This window comes from Rhizobium bangladeshense, assembly GCF_017357245.1.
Lineage (GTDB): Bacteria > Pseudomonadota > Alphaproteobacteria > Rhizobiales > Rhizobiaceae > Rhizobium > Rhizobium bangladeshense.
The window spans coordinates 1,865,507-1,882,498 of the sequence record NZ_CP071612.1 but is presented as its reverse complement, the minus strand read 5'-3'; the positions used below and the strand labels follow the sequence as shown (position 1 = coordinate 1,882,498).

General features: G+C 60.8%; 14 protein-coding genes. 9 read left to right on the top strand and 5 right to left on the bottom strand.

The window, feature by feature from the left end; translation table 11 throughout:
• Window positions 1-283: 283 nt before the first annotated feature.
• Complete coding sequence (locus tag J2J98_RS09125) at window positions 284-625, bottom strand: oxidoreductase (protein ID WP_207602903.1); 342 nt, start codon at window positions 623-625, stop codon at window positions 284-286.
• 123 nt (window positions 626-748) lie between these two features.
• Between J2J98_RS09125 and J2J98_RS09120 the strand changes: the two genes are divergently transcribed.
• Both J2J98_RS09120 and J2J98_RS09115 read left to right on the top strand, forming a co-directional pair.
• On the top strand, window positions 749-1,054 hold the full coding sequence (locus tag J2J98_RS09120; RefSeq protein WP_246569405.1) for a hypothetical protein: 306 nt from the start codon (window positions 749-751) through the stop codon (window positions 1,052-1,054).
• Between the two features lie 473 nt (window positions 1,055-1,527).
• Window positions 1,528-2,448, top strand: a complete 921-nt coding sequence (locus tag J2J98_RS09115) for a hypothetical protein (RefSeq protein WP_064709143.1) — start codon at window positions 1,528-1,530, stop codon at window positions 2,446-2,448.
• Window positions 2,449-2,855: 407 nt separating this feature from the next.
• Here J2J98_RS09115 and J2J98_RS09110 read toward each other — a convergent pair whose 3' ends face one another.
• The gene (locus J2J98_RS09110) at window positions 2,856-3,155 is read right to left on the bottom strand and encodes a DUF6074 family protein (protein ID WP_207602902.1); all 300 of its coding nucleotides are present in this window, start codon (window positions 3,153-3,155) and stop codon (window positions 2,856-2,858) included.
• Window positions 3,156-3,348: 193 nt separating this feature from the next.
• On the opposite strand from J2J98_RS09110, the gene J2J98_RS09105 reads away from it, so the two are divergent.
• Window positions 3,349-4,611, top strand: a complete 1,263-nt coding sequence (locus J2J98_RS09105; protein WP_207602901.1) for a glycerate kinase type-2 family protein — start codon at window positions 3,349-3,351, stop codon at window positions 4,609-4,611.
• 25 nt (window positions 4,612-4,636) lie between these two features.
• Here J2J98_RS09105 and J2J98_RS09100 read toward each other — a convergent pair whose 3' ends face one another.
• The 3 genes from J2J98_RS09100 to J2J98_RS09090 form a co-directional block, all read right to left on the bottom strand.
• Entirely contained in the window at window positions 4,637-5,590 is a 954-nt protein-coding gene (locus J2J98_RS09100) for an NAD-dependent epimerase/dehydratase family protein (RefSeq protein WP_138396738.1), read from the bottom strand.
• 92 nt (window positions 5,591-5,682) lie between these two features.
• Window positions 5,683-6,639, bottom strand: coding sequence for a lytic transglycosylase domain-containing protein (locus J2J98_RS09095; RefSeq protein ID WP_246569404.1), 957 nt, complete (start codon window positions 6,637-6,639; stop codon window positions 5,683-5,685).
• A gap of 147 nt (window positions 6,640-6,786) precedes the next feature.
• Complete coding sequence (locus J2J98_RS09090; protein WP_064709148.1) at window positions 6,787-7,446, bottom strand: peroxiredoxin; 660 nt, start codon at window positions 7,444-7,446, stop codon at window positions 6,787-6,789.
• Window positions 7,447-7,853: 407 nt separating this feature from the next.
• Between J2J98_RS09090 and J2J98_RS09085 the strand changes: the two genes are divergently transcribed.
• The 6 genes from J2J98_RS09085 to J2J98_RS09060 all read left to right on the top strand — a co-directional run bounded on the left by J2J98_RS09085 (window position 7,854) and on the right by J2J98_RS09060 (window position 16,964).
• Complete coding sequence (locus tag J2J98_RS09085; protein ID WP_064709196.1) at window positions 7,854-8,441, top strand: ANTAR domain-containing response regulator; 588 nt, start codon at window positions 7,854-7,856, stop codon at window positions 8,439-8,441.
• A 34-nt stretch (window positions 8,442-8,475) separates the two neighbouring features.
• The gene (locus J2J98_RS09080; protein ID WP_138396740.1) at window positions 8,476-9,759 is read left to right on the top strand and encodes a CmpA/NrtA family ABC transporter substrate-binding protein; all 1,284 of its coding nucleotides are present in this window, start codon (window positions 8,476-8,478) and stop codon (window positions 9,757-9,759) included.
• A 483-nt stretch (window positions 9,760-10,242) separates the two neighbouring features.
• Complete coding sequence (locus J2J98_RS09075; protein WP_207602899.1) at window positions 10,243-11,484, top strand: MFS transporter; 1,242 nt, start codon at window positions 10,243-10,245, stop codon at window positions 11,482-11,484.
• Window positions 11,485-11,500: 16 nt separating this feature from the next.
• Window positions 11,501-13,951 carry a nitrite reductase large subunit NirB gene (nirB, locus tag J2J98_RS09070; RefSeq protein WP_207602898.1) on the top strand — a complete coding sequence of 817 codons (2,451 nt, stop codon included), beginning with the start codon at window positions 11,501-11,503 and terminating at the stop codon, window positions 13,949-13,951.
• A gap of 4 nt (window positions 13,952-13,955) precedes the next feature.
• The gene (gene nirD, locus J2J98_RS09065; RefSeq protein WP_138396742.1) at window positions 13,956-14,306 is read left to right on the top strand and encodes a nitrite reductase small subunit NirD; all 351 of its coding nucleotides are present in this window, start codon (window positions 13,956-13,958) and stop codon (window positions 14,304-14,306) included.
• On the top strand, window positions 14,307-16,964 hold the full coding sequence (locus J2J98_RS09060; protein WP_207602897.1) for a nitrate reductase: 2,658 nt from the start codon (window positions 14,307-14,309) through the stop codon (window positions 16,962-16,964).
• The last annotated feature ends 28 nt before the right edge of the window (window positions 16,965-16,992 follow it).

Genomic DNA, 16,992 nt, shown 5'->3' with positions numbered 1-16,992 from the left:
ATTTCCACTGCACTCGGTAGCGAGAGCCCCTCCATCGAGAACAACGGGAGCGTTTCCCGAGCTCATCTCCTCCGAAATCAACCTGCGCCTGAAGATATAGGCGCTCCTATCGACGGACATCAGCTCCAGCCGCGAAAAAATTTTTGCCGACCTTCATAAATTCTGCGTGCAAGATAGGCAGATATCGCCAGGCGTTCCCGCGGCATTGCCGGAAAGCACCCAACGCAGGTGTCCCGGAAGTGGCTCTGACTTCCGGGACAAGTTGATGAAGCGGCGCGAGCTTTTACTGGCACGCATTTGCCGCATCAGGTTGTGTCGAGCTGTTGCCGGAGGTGGGAGCCGGATTACCGGTGCCGCCGGCCTGTTGGCGCTGGCAGTCATTCGGATCGCCGCCGGAGTTGTTGGCACCGGCCGCACCGGCGCCGATCGTCGTATTCCCCCCCGCACCGCCGGAGTTGGTGTTGCCGGAACCGGTAGCCTCCGTACCGGACGTGGTGCCGTTGCCGGACCCTGAAGCTCCGCCGCCGCTGCCGCTACCGGATCCCGAACCGCCACCCGACTGGGCCATTGCCGACATTGCCAGGCCAATCGTCATTGCTGTTACTGCCATCATTCTCAGAAGCATTGGGTATCCTCCTCGTTGCTTCATTGCGATAGGCAGCAAACAAAAGCCTCCGGAGATTGTTTCAGTCCGAAAGCGTACAGGAACTTCCCGGCGTCTCGCGCCGCCTCGGATGATGATCAAATAATGCGCTATCGCTTCATTCTTGACACGAGGAGCAATGGGAACATAATAGGAACATCAACAAAACGGCAGGTGATGTTCAGATTGGAAGCTCCAAAGGAGATTGAGGTCGTGCGTCCGCAGACAACCGAGAAATTGGCAGAAGAAGCGTTGAGGGGAGAAGTCGACGCGGTTGTCGCTTTTCACCAAGGAGACGCCCGTGCCGCTATCACGACGCTGTTGCTGGATTGCCATCATCTCAGACTCCAGCTTGCCCAGAGAGATAAGGGCGTGAGCCGCGGCATGGCGCGAACGGACAACAAGTTTTGAAGGGCTATGAGACATCGTCCCGGTATCGGCCTCGCGCCCCCTGATCGCCACGCCGTCGAAATCGAAAAAGCAACATTGTCGACGCTACCGGAGTGGTTTGTCATTTATGCCCGTTGCCGCGCATGTGGCCGCCAGATGTTTATCGACCGGCGGGATATTGCCCGGCGCTGCGGCCAAAACCTGTCTCTTGCCAGCCTGGGCAGACGCCTCCGATGCCACGGATGCGGCAACCGCTCCGGCAATCTGCTGCTCTTGCAAATGCTGCCACGGGATTGAAAGGAAACCGGTCATTTCGAGACAACCGTTCCACCGGCCGGGAACAAACACCGTGCTTAAAAGTTGTGTGGCATCAACCACGTAACGTCACCTTTGACAGGAGGTCTCTCATGGGTCGCGGTATTCTACTTTGGCTGCTCGGCGTTCCACTGCCTATCATCATTCTTCTGGCTCTGTTTATGCGATAGGAACGGATCATGTCGGTCTCAGTCACAGGTCCCGGAGAGGTTGCCACTCCGGTCGAATCCTCCAAATCCGCTATGACATGGGGACCCATCTTCGGTGGCGCAGCCGCCGCCATCGGAGTGACCCTCATCCTTCTGCTTCTAGGATCCGGGCTTGGGCTGACCATGGTGTCGCCCTGGTCAGGTCAAAGCAGTTCGCTCGGCACGCTCGGCATCACAGCGGCGATCTGGCTCGTTCTCGTGCAATGGCTTTCCTCCGCGCTCGGAGGCTATGTAACCGGCCGCCTGCGCACAAAATGGGCGGCTGTCCACACCGATGAGGTTTTCTTCCGCGACACCGCGCATGGTTTCATAAGCTGGGCTCTGGCGACAATCTTCGTCGCCGGATTCCTTGCATCGTCGCTGACATCGCTCGCCGGTGCCGGTGCACAGGCAGTGGGATCGGCCGCGCAAGCCGTGGGTTCAACTGCCGTCGCTGCCGGTACGGCAGCGGCATCGTCGCCAACCTCGCCGCTGGATCTTTCCACCGCCTATTTTACCGACGCCTTGCTGCGTCCCGACCAGGCGCGTGCGGCAGCGACATCCAACGATGCTGCGGCCACATCGGAAGTCTCCCGCATCCTCCTCAATGGCGCTGCGGAAGGGCAAATTCCAGATGAGGACAAGGCCTATCTTGCCACCATCGTCTCTGCGCGGACCGGTCTTTCCGAAGCCGATGCCCGCACCCGTGTCGATACGGTGCTGAAGCGTATCGACGACGCCAAGGTCGCTACCCAGAAAGCTGCTGACGAGGCACGCAAAACCGCCTCGACCACGGCATTGCTCGGATCCTTGTCGCTTTTGGTCGGCGCCTTCATCGCTGCTGCGGCCGCGGCTCTCGGAGGATCGCAACGCGACGAAGAGGAAGATCTCGTCGTCACGTCCCGGGTCTGACGATGAATGAACGGGGCGCAAGCGAATGCTGCGCCCCTTTGGTTGAATACGCCGTCGTCCCAGGGTGGTTTATCGGCCATCCACAAGACAGGAAGGCGCTACATGCCAAGCTGGACGAACGATCTGATCTAGCGAGGCGGGAAACCATTGGATCGCGGCGAAGAAGAAAGCTATCAACGCCGTTGAAGACATGCGTTAGCAACATCTAGACCAAACTTTGGAGATGCGAGCGTAAAAGCGAATGCGTCTCAAACGTGTCGCGATCCTCTCAGATTCACTGATCACGCTTTAGGTTTTTGTTTTCAGCGTGTCCCGCCAAACCTCTGCCCGCCTTTTGCGAGACATGCTCTCGGCGGATGTCGCCTGCGCGGCAGATCTCTCCTCCGCTTTCTTGCGGGTGATATGCATCAGCGTTTCTGAGATCTGGCAATGGCCTGATTCTGATGGCTGAGCACCAGTTCGATCTGGACATCTTGTTGAAACTCCATCACACGCTGACCGACATCACTCTCCGGCATCCCCGCGGCTAAAAGCTGATCGGCAAGCCTGCGGCACTCGGCTTTCCAGAATTCGATCGCGTCCGCGCCATGCCGCCGCCCGAGTTCTCGGGCGCAACGCTCGACATTGGCAATTCCGGATGCGGAGGGAAAGGCAATAATCTTGCCTTCATGAGAGGCGGCGGGGCGGCGGGTCGTTTCAGTAGCCATCGAACACAGGTTTCCTTTGATCCTATGTGTTGTCTACGGGAGGATGGTTAATGCTTTCTATTCGTTCGGCTCTTTCAATTGCGAGAGTCTGCGTCAGAGCCGCCAAGTCGCCCCATCTTCGGCCTTGACGCCGCCACGCCGATGCGTCGACAGTCCCCATCATGACCGACACCCAAGGCAGCAGAGACCAACGATGATAACCGCCCCCCGTGATTTCCTGAAAAGCCTGTTCGACGCGGCGGTTCGTGCCGCCGATCCGCTGACCGGCATCAAGTCGCACCTGCCGGAAAAACCGAAGGGAAGAACCGTGGTTGTCGGCGCCGGCAAAGGTGCGGCGCAGATGGCGCAGGCGCTCGAACGCGCCTGGGACGAACCGCTCGAGGGACTGGTGGTGACCCGATACGGCTATGGCTGCGAAACGCGCTTTATCGAAATCGTCGAAGCAGCCCATCCGGTACCCGACGCTAAAGGGCTCGCTGCGGCCAGGCGGTTGATTGAAACCGTAAACCAGCTGTCGGAAGACGATTTGGTGATCGCGCTGATCTGCGGCGGCGGTTCGGCGCTGCTGCCAGCTCCGCCGGAGGGACTGACCCTCGAAGACGAGATCGCGCTCAACGAAATGCTGCTTGCTTCGGGCGCGCCGATCTCTGCCATGAATGTCGTGCGCAAACATCTCTCCACCATCAAGGGCGGGAGGCTGGCGGCAGCGACGAAAGCCAGAGTCGTCAGCCTTATTGTTTCCGACATTCCCGGCGACAACCCGGCCCATGTAGCATCCGGACCGACGGTTCCTGACGGTTCGACACGGCACGAGGCGCTCGAGATTATCAAACAGTACGGATTGCAGCTGCCGCAGACCGCACTCGACCATCTGAACTCGCCGAATGCTGATGCCCCGCGGCCGGACGATCCGGTATTCTTGAGGCACGAGCATCACATCATCGCCTCTGCCGGCGTCTCGCTGGCGGCGGCCGCCGCCGAGGCGAAGACGCAAGGGATCACTCCGGCAATCCTGTCAGATGCCGTCGAAGGTGAATCGCGTGACGTGGCGCTGGTGCATGCGGCCATCGCCCGCGAGGTCGTGGGGCGAAACAGGCCATTTCCAAAGCCGGTCGTCATTCTATCCGGCGGCGAGACGACAGTGACGCTGAGGGCCAAGGGAGGCAAGGGCGGGCGCAATGGCGAATTCGCCCTTGCGATGGCGCTGGCAATCGACGGACAGGACGGCATTGATGTCCTGGCTGCCGACACGGATGGGATCGACGGCTCGGAGGCCAATGCCGGCGCTTTTGCGGATGGCGCTACGGTCAAGCGCCTGCGGGCAGCCGGGCTCGATCCGCGCCGGTTGCTCGACGGCAATAACAGCTATTCTGCGTTCGAGGCTGTCGGCGATCTCTTCGAGACCGGCCCAACCGGAACCAACGTCAATGATTTCAGGGCGATCTTCATCCGTTAGGGCGGCACGAACGACTACCCAGCGATCAGGTCTTTATCCGCCCCTGCCCGACAAGCCAGCCGACCGATTCCTGCACGGCCTGCAGGGACGTATATCTCGGGCTGTAGCCCAACAGACGCCGGGCTTTGGCGATCGAGCAGTTGGGGCTGCGGGCAATATGCTCCCATGTCGCCTTCGCGTCCTCGTCCGTCTGGCCTTCCGCCCAGACATCGAACGGCGCGAAGGTGAGCTTCGGGTCCCTCCCGAACCATAGCGACATGGATTCGGCGTAACCGCGAAGTGTCAGCGCCTGCTCCGATACCGCATGGAAGCTTTCACCTGTGGCTGCATTCCAATTGGAGATCGCATCCATAAACATCGCCGCCACGTCGTCTGCATGGACGTGGTGGACGGTCTCCAGGCCGAAATTGGGCAGCGCAAGTGCCTCTCCGCGGGCAAGGGTCGAAAAGACGTTCAGGTTAAAATTGCCGGCCGGATTGAGCGGCGCCCATCCCTCGCCGACAATGTGGCCGGGATGGATGATGGTCGCTGGAAACCCCCGGAGCTTTGCCTGCTGCAGCAGATAGGCTTCGATCGCAGCCTTTTGGATCCCATAGTCTCCGAAGGGAGACTTCGGCGCCTCCTCCCGCGTTGGCACAGCCACCGGGTATCCATGTGTCCAGATCGTTCCGGTATGGAGGAAATGGCCGACATGCCCTGATAGGGCCGTCACCAACTGCTCGGCGCTTTCCAGCGTGAAGCAGATCATGTCGATGACGATATCGGCATTCAAAGCCCGCACGGCCGGACCGAAATCACCCTTCCGTTCCATCTCTACCCGGTCCATCTGTCGCTGATCCACGAAGGCCCAGGCGCGGTTTGCCGTATAAGGCGTTGCAGCACCGCGGCTGATCGTCACGACGTCGTGACCCGCCTCCACCAGACGAGGAACGAGGTAGGTTCCGATATGGCCCGTTGCTCCAATGACCAAAACGCGCATTGTCTCCCCTCCCGATGACATGATCCGCCACGACTATGCTGCGGCGTCGGGCGATCCTGCAAGCAGACTTTTCGCCGCGGGGGGCAAGCCCATTACTGGTTTTTGAAAACGAGGCAAGTGCCGCCATGCTTGCGGATCTGGTTACAGACGTCGTTGGCCTCTATGCGGGTTTGCCGGGCGATGCGGGCGGCATAACGCGGGCGAAACCCGAAGCTGCGATCGCGCTGCCGCAAGATCAGCGGCTGCTCCGCATTCAATGGCGCAGGCAGATCCTGCACGGCATCGCGAAACATGCGCCGGGCCACTGCGACATCGCCATTCGCCGCCAGCTGAACGCCCCAGGGCGCCCAGACGCCCTCCTGACGCCAAGGCGTCTCCTTCAGTCTTCGGCTATCTGCAAGCGCCACGCAGCCGTCGAGGAAGGGCTTGTCCTTTTCAAGCGGGACAGCCGCGTCCTCGGGCGGATTGTCTTTCCACTCCTCGACCGTGTGCGCGGTGATCGCCATCACGTAACTGCGCGTCTCGGATGGTAACCTGCCTGACGTAAGGTAAGTCGCCAGGCCGTTTTCGCCGGCATTATAGGCGGCGGCGGCGAGGCCGAGATTGCCGAAACGATTGCGCAGTTCGTCGAGATATTGCGCCGATTTCCTCAATGCTTCCAGCGCCTGATAGCTGTCTTCGAGACCGCGAAGTTTCGCCGTTCCCGGCATGAACTGTGCAATCCCCTGCGCACCCTTGATGCTGACTGCGTCGGGGCGAAAGGTGCTCTCCCGCCAGATGAGACGGGCGAAATAAGCCGGCGGCAACCGATTGGCCTCGGCGAAATGTCCGATCGCAAGGCAGAGGTCACGATTGAAACTCTCTTTGCGAATGCAGAGCGTTTCGCCCGTTCCCGACGCACTGAGCCCGGAATAGAGACAGGCCGACTCGGCAGCGCTCTCTTCCGGCTGGGCTTTTGCCGCTTCCAGGACGGCGAGCAGAAAACAGACCGAAAGCAGGGCGTTCGCCGATCTCCTCCTAACGCCGAACTGACACTTTCGCACTATCATCTGATCTCGGCGGGTTCCAACTTCCATCGCGACGTGAATTCTAGATAGCATCAATTATGGCGCGAAGCTTCCCACATTTCTGGAATGGCGCATGAAAAAGCCGCCGGGCCATTGGCCGCGACGGCTCGGAAGAGCTTGAAAGCTGGATCAGGCTGACGGCTGCTTCGTCTTCCTGAGATAGGGCAGAACCGTATCGAAGGAGCCAAAACGCGTGATTGCGTCTTCGTTGGAAACGGCAGCGGTGATGATGACATCTTCGCCTTGATTCCAGTTTGCAGGCGTCGCCACCTGGTGCTTGGCCGTCAGTTGAATGGAGTCGATGGCGCGCAGGATCTCGTTGAAATTGCGGCCCGTCGTCATCGGATAGGTCAGGATCAGCTTGATCTTCTTATCGGGACCGATGATGAAGACCGAGCGCACGGTCGCGTTGTCGGCTGGTGTGCGACCTTCAGAGGTCTCACCGGCGCCGGCCGGCAGCATGTCGTAGAGCTTGGCGACCTTCAGGTCCTTATCTCCGATCAGGGGATAATCGACATCGAAGCCAGTAGCGGTCTTGATGTCACCTTTCCACTTGGCATGGCTTTCGACCGGATCGACGGAGATGCCGATAATCTTGACGCCGCGCTTCTCAAACTCGCCGGCAAGACCGGCCATGGCGCCGAGTTCGGTCGTGCAGACAGGCGTAAAATTCTTCGGATGCGAAAACAGCACGGCCCAACCGTTGCCGATCCAGTCATGGAAGCTGATCGGTCCCTGCGTCGTGTCGGCGGTAAAGTCAGGGGCAATATCGTTGATACGTAAGCTCATGGTCGGCCCTCCAAGCCTGGTGTTCAATTTTTTCATCTCAAATCGAGGCATGGGATCATCCGCCAGAAACGGACGCGAAATTGCGATTACCAGCTCGCATCGGTCGATGGTAAAATTCCCAGCCCACGATTTTAACTAAGTCATATACCATGATAACCGAAGGCATGCTCTTTCGATTTCCGGCCTGCTGCGGCATTATTTTTGCGGTGGCTAAGCAAGGAAGAGGCCCGGTCTTGCACGTAGCATCGCCGCCGGGCTCGGGGCCAGCCAGGGCGCAGCGATAGACATCAGTTTTCCTGCGCGCCTGAAACTGCGGCAATTTGACTAATCTTTAGGCACTCCTATTTTTGCACAGTTTTCAGGCGAACATCTTGCCAAAATTGCTGCAGCGCGTCATAAATATCGGCATGACGCATCGCGATCTGACAATTCTGGTAATCGACGAAAATGCCATACGCGCCTCCATCATCGAGGAAGGGCTGCGCGAGGCAGGGCACGCGCGCGTCACCGTGGTCCATGAGGTCAATGGCATCGCCCGAATCATCGAAACTCTGATGCCCGACGTGATCATCATCGATATCGAGAACCCCAACCGCGACATGATGGAACACCTGTTCCAGCTGACGCGCACCGTCAGCCGCCCGATCGCCATGTTCGTCGATCGCTCCGATACCGCCTCCATCGAGGCCGCCGTCGATGCCGGCGTGTCAGCCTATATCGTTGACGGACTGAAGAAGGAGCGCGTCAAACCGATCCTCGACATGGCCGTCAGCCGCTTCAATGCCTTCAGCCGGTTACGGCGGGAACTTGCCGACGCCCGCTCGGCGCTTGAGGAACGCAAGCTCATCGAGCGTGCAAAGGGCATTCTCATGAAGATGCGTGGCCTATCCGAGGAAGAGGCCTTCGCGCTGCTGCGTCAGACGGCAATGAACGAAAAGAAGAAGATGTCGGAAATCGCTCAGAGCGTCGTCACCGCAGCGGGACTTTTGATGTGATGGCCGATTTGGCGAATATCCGGAGGAAACCGGAGTGAACATGATGACGATGACCGCCAAATCGGGCGGCGGGCTGCCCTCGCCGGCGCGCGCGAATAACGAAGGACCGAAGGTACTCAGGGCCGGTTTCATTCCGCTCGTCGATGCGTCGGTGCTGATTGCGGCAGCAGAATTCGGCTTTGCCCAGAGGGAAGGCTTGACGCTCGACCTCGTCAAGGACGTCTCCTGGGCGAATATGCGCGATCGCCTGGCATTCCGCCAATTCGATATCGCCCACATGCTGTCGCCGATGCCTGTCGCCTCCATGCTCGGTCTCGGTTCCAATCCCTCGCCGACGATCACGCCGTTCTCGCTGGGTCGCGGCGGGAACGCGATCACGCTGTCGATGCGGCTCTTCGACCGGATGCGGGATGACGCCGGGCTGCCGGAAACGGGAAGCGCGCTCGACAATGCCCGCGCCCTCGCAAAATCAGTAGCGGCGATGAAAGCACGCAGCGAGCCGCTCCCGACCTTCGGGGTAACCTATCCCTTCTCTTCCCACAATTACGAATTCCGTTACTGGCTGGCGGCTGGCGGCATCGATCCAGACAAGGACGTCAAGCTCGTCGTCGTACCGCCGCCGATGACGTCGGATGCGCTGGCGGCTGGCGCGATCGATGGATTCTGCGTCGGCGCCCCGTGGAACATGGTTGCCTCGGAGCGGGGTCTCGGCCGTATCGTCGCCGCCAAACAAGATATCTGGCCTTCGGCTCCGGAAAAGGTGATCGGCATGCGGCCGGACTGGGCGGAAAGCCATCCGGAAACCGTTTCCCGGCTGATCGTGGCGCTCGATGCTGCGGCCCGCTGGTGCGACCGGCCGGACAATCACGACACGCTGGCGGCCGCGCTTGCCGACTCCCGCTATATCGCCGCACCGGTCGACATCATCCGCCGTGTGCTCGCCGGCGAATTCAGCCTAGACGCAAAGAGCAACCGGCGCGTCATTCCCGATTATTTCCAGTTCCATTCTGGCTTCGCCAATTATCCGAGACCGAGCCACGCCTTGTGGATCTACAGCCAGATGATCCGCTGGGGGCAGGCAGAAGCCAGCCTCAACAAGGCGCGGGCAGCGACCTCTGCCTATCGTCCGGATCTCTACCGTGCAGCTCTCGGCGACAATAACGCGCCCCTCGACGCCGATATCCGCGTCGAGGGTAGCGAAGAGGGAGATCGCTTCATGGATGGCAGGGTCTTCGATCCCGCAGAGCTGCCGGATTATATCGCAGGCTTCGCAGTCAGGAGAGCCCTGCCGTTTGCTCCCGGCGGCGACGAAATCTGATGCCGCGCCGGCTTTACAAAACGCCAACAAGTTCGGCATCCGCCCTACCGCGACGCACAAAACATTTGCACACCTGCCGGAGGCCTGAAAAACAGGCAGCGTGCGAATCGCCTGAAAATTGTTTCCGTTCAGTACCTTGCCGATTATATCTGGAGTTGGCACGGCGCTTGCTTCCTAGATATCGCACGGATCAACGGCGATCTGCGCAGAATGGGCACACGCAGGCGCTCATAAAAGACACGGGAGTTGGTTGCGACGCGAAATAGTCGCAGTGGATCAAATGTTCAGCAAGCCGATATTCGGAGTGCTCTGAGATAGACAGGCCAAAAGGCCAATGATTAGGCGCCCAACGGCGGGCGCCACCAGCAAAGCCGCTGATCAGGATATTTCGCGCGCCTCGTGCAAGCGCATCCTGGTCAGCGGCTTTTTGTTTTTAACCCTCAGCAATGGATCGGCACGACCTTGTCGTGCCACGGAGAAGCTATGTCTGCCATCGAGAAAGCGCCGCCCATGTCCGCCAGCGAACCAGCCAAAGCACTGTGGATTTCCACGGTGGCCTTCACCCTCTGTTTTGCCGTCTGGACGATCTTCGCGATCATCGGCATTCGCATCAAACAGGACCTCGGCTTGAACGAGGCCGAATTCGGATTGCTCGTCGGCACCCCCGTCCTGACGGGATCGGTGGTGCGCATTGTCCTCGGCATCTGGACCGGGCGTTACGGCGGTCGGCTCGTCTATACGCTGACAATGCTTGCCGCTGCATTGGCGACTTTCCTGCTTTCCTACGCCCAAACTTATACGCAGATGCTGATCGCCGGCCTCGGTGTCGGCCTTGCCGGCGGCTCCTTCGCAGTCGGTGTCGCCTATGTCTCGCCCTTCTTCCCCGCGGACAAGCAAGGCACGGCGCTCGGGATCTTCGGCGCCGGCAATGTTGGTGCGGCAGTGACCAAATTCGCAGCACCCTTCGTGCTGATCGCGTGGGGATGGCAGGCAGTTGCGCAGATCTGGGCTGTCGGCCTCGCACTGATGGCAATCGTCTTCTGGTTCACCACGACCGATGATCCGGCTTTCCGTCTTCGTCGCGAACGCGGCGTCGCCTCCAAGAGCCTTGCCGCGGAATTCGCGCCGCTGCAGAACGTCCAGGTCTGGCGCTTCTCGCTCTACTATTTCTTCGCCTTCGGCGGCTTCGTCGCCCTGTCCCTGTGGCTGCCGCGCTATCTGGTCGGCGTCTATGACTTCAACCTGGAAACGGCCGGCATGATCGCAGCCGCCTATTCGATCCCAGGCAGCATCTTCCGCGCGTTCGGCGGCGTGCTGTCGGACAAGAAAGGCGCGCGCAGCGTCATGTATGCGATGTTTGCGGTTTCGGCCGTGGCCACGCTCGTCCTGTCACTGCCGGCCTCGGCCATCACACCAGCCATCTTTATCGTCGTCATCTTCGTGCTCGGCTTCTTCATGAGCCTCGGCAAGGCCGCCGTCTACAAGCACATTCCGGCCTATTACCCCGAAAACGTCGGCGCCGTAGGTGGCATCGTCGGGATGATGGGTGGGCTCGGGGGCTTCATTCTCCCGATCGCCTTTGGCCTTCTCAAGGACATGACCGGCCTTTGGTCCAGCTGTTTCCTGCTGCTCTTCGCGATCGTCGCGATCTCGCTCATCTGGATGCATCTGTCCGTCAAGCAATTGTCGCGCCAGGGGCACTCTGCGCCCGTGGCTGCAACCTGATCCAAGGACTGTAAATATGACCGAAAAACTCGTTATCATCGGCAATGGCATGGCGCCCGGGCGCATGCTGGAGCACCTCTTCGAGCAGGCGCCTGGACGCTATGAAGTTACGATCTTCAACGCCGAACCACGCGTCAATTACGACCGTATCATGCTGTCGCCGGTTCTCTCCGGAGAAAAGGACTACGAGCAGATCATCATCCACGGCGACGGCTGGTATATCAAGCATGGCATCACGCTCTATAAGGGCCACAGGATCGTCAACATCGATCGCGCCGCCAAGACGGTCACCTCCGACCACGGCGTCACCGAAAGCTACGACAAGCTGGTGATTGCCACGGGTTCGGTGCCCTTCATCATCCCGGTGCCCGGCAAGGATCTGCCCGGCGTCATCACCTATCGCGACCTCGACGACGTGCAGGCCATGCTGCTTGCCGCCCAGTCCCGTGAAAAGGCCGTCGTCATCGGCGGCGGCCTGCTCGGGCTTGAAGCGGCAGCCGGCCTTGCCCAGCGCGGCATGGATGTCACCGTACTACATGTCATGCCGACGCTGATGGAGCGCCAGCTTGACCCCGCCGCCGGCTATCTCTTGCAGAAGGCAGTCGAGGAGCGCGGTATCAAGGTCATCTGCAAGGCCAATACCAAGGCAATCATCGGCAATGGCAGGGTAGAGGGCATCGAGCTCGACGACGGTCGCATCATTCCGGCGACTCTTGTCGTCATGGCGGTCGGCATTCGCCCGAATGTCGGCCTGGCGAAGGACGCCGGCCTGGCGGTCAATCGCGGCATCGTCGTCGATGCCGGCATGCAGACTTCGGACGGCAATATTCTTGCGCTCGGCGAATGCGCCGAGGTGGGCGGCATGGTCTATGGCCTCGTTGCCCCGCTTTATGAAATGGCCCGCATCGCGGCCGCGCATCTCTCCGGCGATCGCTCGCCCGCCTTCGTTCACGCCGACACGCCGACCAAGCTGAAGGTCACCGGCATCGAGCTTTATTCTCTCGGTGACTTCGCTGATGGTGACGATCGCGAAGAGATCGTGCTGCGCGATGCCAGCGCCGGCATCTACAAGCGCCTGGTGCTGAAGGACAACAAGATCATCGGCACCGTGCTCTACGGCGAAACCGCCGACGGCGCCTGGTTCAACGACCTGAAGAAGAAGGCGACCGATATTTCGGAGATGCGTGAGACGCTGATCTTCGGTCAGGCCTATCAGGGAGGGTCACCGCTGGACCCTATGGCGGCCGTTGCAGCCTTGCCGGATGACGCGGAAATCTGTGGCTGCAACGGCGTATGCAAGGGCAAGATCACCTCGACGATCACCTCCAAGGGGCTGACGTCGCTCGACGACGTCCGCGCCCATACGAAGGCATCCGCCTCCTGCGGTTCCTGCACCGGCCTCGTCGAACAGCTGATGGCGCTGACGCTCGGAGACAGCTACAATCCGGCTGCCGTCCAGCCGATGTGCACCTGCACCGAACTTGGGCATGACGATGTCCGGCGGCTGATCAAGGCAAAGGGGCTGAAGAGCATCCCCGCCGTCATGCAGGAGCTCGAGTGGAAGACCTCCTGCGGCTGTGCCAAATGTCGCCCCGCACTCAACTATTACCTCGTCTGCGATTGGCCCGACGAATATGCGGACGACTACCAGTCGCGCTTCATCAACGAGCGCGTCCACGCCAATATCCAGAAGGACGGCACCTATTCGGTCGTTCCGCGTATGTGGGGCGGCGTCACCTCATCGACAGAGCTTCGCGCTATCGCCGATGTCGTCGACAAGTTTGCCATCCCGATGGTGAAGGTGACGGGCGGCCAGCGCATCGATCTGCTGGGCGTGGAAAAGGAAGACCTGCCTGCCGTCTGGGCCGATCTTGGCAAGGCCGGCTTCGTCTCCGGCCAGGCCTATGCCAAAGGTCTGCGCACGGTGAAGACCTGTGTTGGTTCGGACTGGTGCCGCTTCGGCACGCAGGATTCCACGGGTCTCGGCATCCGCATCGAGAAATTCATGTGGGGATCGTGGACACCGGCCAAGCTGAAGATGGCGGTTTCCGGCTGCCCGCGTAACTGCGCGGAAGCGACCTGCAAGGATATCGGCGTGATCTGCGTGGATTCCGGCTTCGAAATCCACTTCGCCGGCGCGGCCGGTCTCGACATCAAGGGTACCGAGGTGCTCGGGCTTGTGAAGACCGAGGACGAGGCACTGGAGCATATCGTTGCCCTGACGCAGATGTACCGCGAGCAGGCGCGCTATCTCGAGCGCATCTACAAGTGGGCGAAGCGCATCGGCCTGGAGGAAATCCGCCGGCAGATTCTGGGCGATGCCGAGAAGCGCAAAGCCTATTACGACCGCTTCGTCTTCTCCCAGAAATTCGCCCAGGTCGACCCCTGGTCGGAGCGCGTTTCGGGCAAGGACAAGCACGAGTTCAAGCCGATGGCGACGATCGGCTATCAGCAGGCAGCCGAGTAAGGAGATGGACATGAACTGGCCCAATGAAAACTGGCATCCAATCGGTGACATCTCCGACATCCCCTTACGCGGCGCCCGCTGCGTAAAGACGCCGCAAGGCAAGATCGCCGTCTTCCGCACGGCGGAAAACGAGGTTTTCGCCATCGAGGATCACTGCCCCCACAAGGGTGGTCCGCTCTCGCAGGGCATCGTGCATGCCAAGGCCGTTACCTGCCCGCTGCACAACTGGGTGATCTCTCTCGAAACCGGCAAAGCGCTCGGTGCCGACAAGGGTGAGGTGCGAACCATACCCGTTCGCAACGAGGACGGCGCCCTCTTCATCGCTCTGGAAAGCCTGATGATGGCGGCGGAATAGATGGCGGCTGAAACCAAGACCACCTGCCCCTATTGCGGCGTCGGCTGCGGCGTTATCGCCACGGTCGACGAGGCGGGCGCCGTCAGCGTCAAGGGCGATCCCGAGCATCCGTCGAATTTCGGCCGGCTCTGCTCGAAGGGTTCGGCGCTTGCCGAAACCATCGATCTCGACGGCCGGCTTCTTTACCCCGAAATCGAAGGCGAGCGGAGCGGCTGGGATGAGGCGCTCGATCTGGTCGCGCGGCGATTTTCCGAAACGATCGCCGAACACGGGCCGGATTCGGTTGCCTTCTACGTCTCCGGCCAATTGCTCACCGAAGACTATTACATCGCCAACAAGCTGATGAAGGGCTTCATCGGCTCCGGCAATATTGATACCAATTCCAGGCTCTGCATGTCCTCGTCCGTTGCAGGGCATCGCCGCGCCTTTGGCGCCGATACAGTGCCCGGCACCTATGAGGATATCGAACTCGCCGATCTGGTCGTTCTGACCGGCTCCAACCTTGCCTGGTGTCACCCCGTCATTTACCAGCGGCTCGCCGCCGCTAAGACGGCGCGGCCAAACATGCGGATCGTCGTTATCGATCCGCGCCGGACGATGACATGCGACATCGCGGACCTGCATCTGGCAATCCGCCCGGACAGCGACGTTGCGCTGTTCATGGGACTGCTTGCGCATCTTGCGACGAGCCCGGCAGTCGACCAGAACTATATCGCCGCCCATACGGAAGGCTTCGGCGACGCTTTCGCGACCGCAGCCGCCCTTGATATCAACGATCTCCTGGAACGGACCGGCCTGCCGGCGATGCAGATCAGGGAGTTCTTCCGCCTGTTTGAGACGACCGAGAAAGTGGTCACCTGTTACAGCCAGGGCGTCAACCAATCCTCCTCCGGCACCGACAAGGTCAATGCCATCCTCAACTGTCACCTCGCGACCGGCCGCGTCGGTCGGCCCGGCATGGGACCGTTCTCGCTGACCGGTCAGCCGAACGCCATGGGCGGGCGAGAGGTCGGCGGCCTCGCCAATATGCTTGCCGCCCATATGGCGATCGAAAGTGCGGATGACCGGGACCGCGTTCAGCGCTTCTGGAGCTCGCCGGTCATCGCCGCAAAACCCGGACTGAAGGCGGTCGACATGTTCCGTGCGGTGGCCGACGGGCGCATCAAGGCGCTCTGGGTCATGGCCACCAATCCGGTTGTCTCGATGCCGGACGCCGACAACGTCGAAAGCGCGATCGCCGCCTGTCCTTTCGTGGTCGTGTCGGACATCCTGAAGGATACGGACACGACCCGTCACGCCCATGTACTTTTGCCCTCGCTCGGCTGGGGCGAGAAGAACGGTACCGTCACCAATTCCGAACGGCGCATTTCTAGGCAGCGGCCGTTTCTCCACGTCCCGGGCGACGCCAGGGCTGACTGGTGGCAGCTTGCGGAGGTCGCACGCCGCATGGGATTTGGCGCCGCTTTCGATTTTGACGCGCCGGCCGCAATCTTTGCGGAACATGCGGCACTTTCCGCCTTCGAAAACAACGGCAGCCGCGATTTCGACATTGGTGCGCGCGCCGGCATCAGCGGCCGCGCCTATGACGAACTGTCGCCCTTTCAATGGCCGCAGCCGGCAGGAACGGCAGCCGGCGTCACCCGCTTCTTCGCCGAGGGCGGTTTCTTCCATGCCGATGGCAAGGCGCGTTTCATTGCAGTGAAACCGCCCGCGACGGATCGCACCAGTACCGATTTCCCCTTCACGCTGAACACCGGCCGCATCCGCGACCAGTGGCACACGATGACGCGAACCGGGAAGAGCGCTCGGCTGTCCGCCCATATCGCCGAACCCTTTGCCGAAATCCATCCGCGCGATGCGATCGAAGCCGGTATATCAAGCGCCGGACTCGTGGAAATCGAGAGCCCTCACGGCAAGGCGATCGTGCGGGCGCTGGTGACCGACCGCCAGGCGCGCGGCGGCATCTTCGCACCAATGCACTGGAACGACCAGTTCGCTGCAAAAGCGCGCATCGATGCCGTGGTCGCGCCGATCACCGATCCTCTTTCTGGCCAACCGGCGTCGAAGAACGTTGCCGTCGCCGTTCGGCCCTTACGCGCCGCGCATTATGGTTTTGCGGTCTCGGCGACAAAACCGGCCACACCCGACGCGGCCTATTGGGCGGTGGCGAAAGCTGCCGGCGGCTGGCGACTGGAGCTTGCCTTCACGGAGGCCGTCGAAGACTGGATCGCCTGGTGCCGGAGGTTGTTCGCCATTCCGCCCGAGATCGAACCGCTGGGGTACGCCGATCGGCAGTCCGGCGATCTCAGACTTGCCTTCTTCGATGGCGAGGTCCTGCTTGCCGCTCTGTTTCTCGCACGAGAGCCGGTTGCGGTTGCACGCAATTGGGCGATCTCGCAGCTCACCGCGGCGCATGGCGACCTCAGGAAACGTTTTGCGCTGGTCGCAGGCCGTCCGGGGGCCGGCAGAGCGGATCCCGGTGCAACCGTCTGCTCCTGCTTCAGTGTCGGGGTCAACCAGATCGCTGCTGCAGTGCGGGGCGGATGCCACAGCGTTGAAGCAGTCGGCAAAGAAACGAGCGCCGGAACCAATTGCGGCTCCTGCCGCAGCGAAATCGGAAGGATTATCGATCGCTGTCTCGCCGCAGCGGCGGAATGAACAGCAACTGAGGATACGGTCGGCTGGA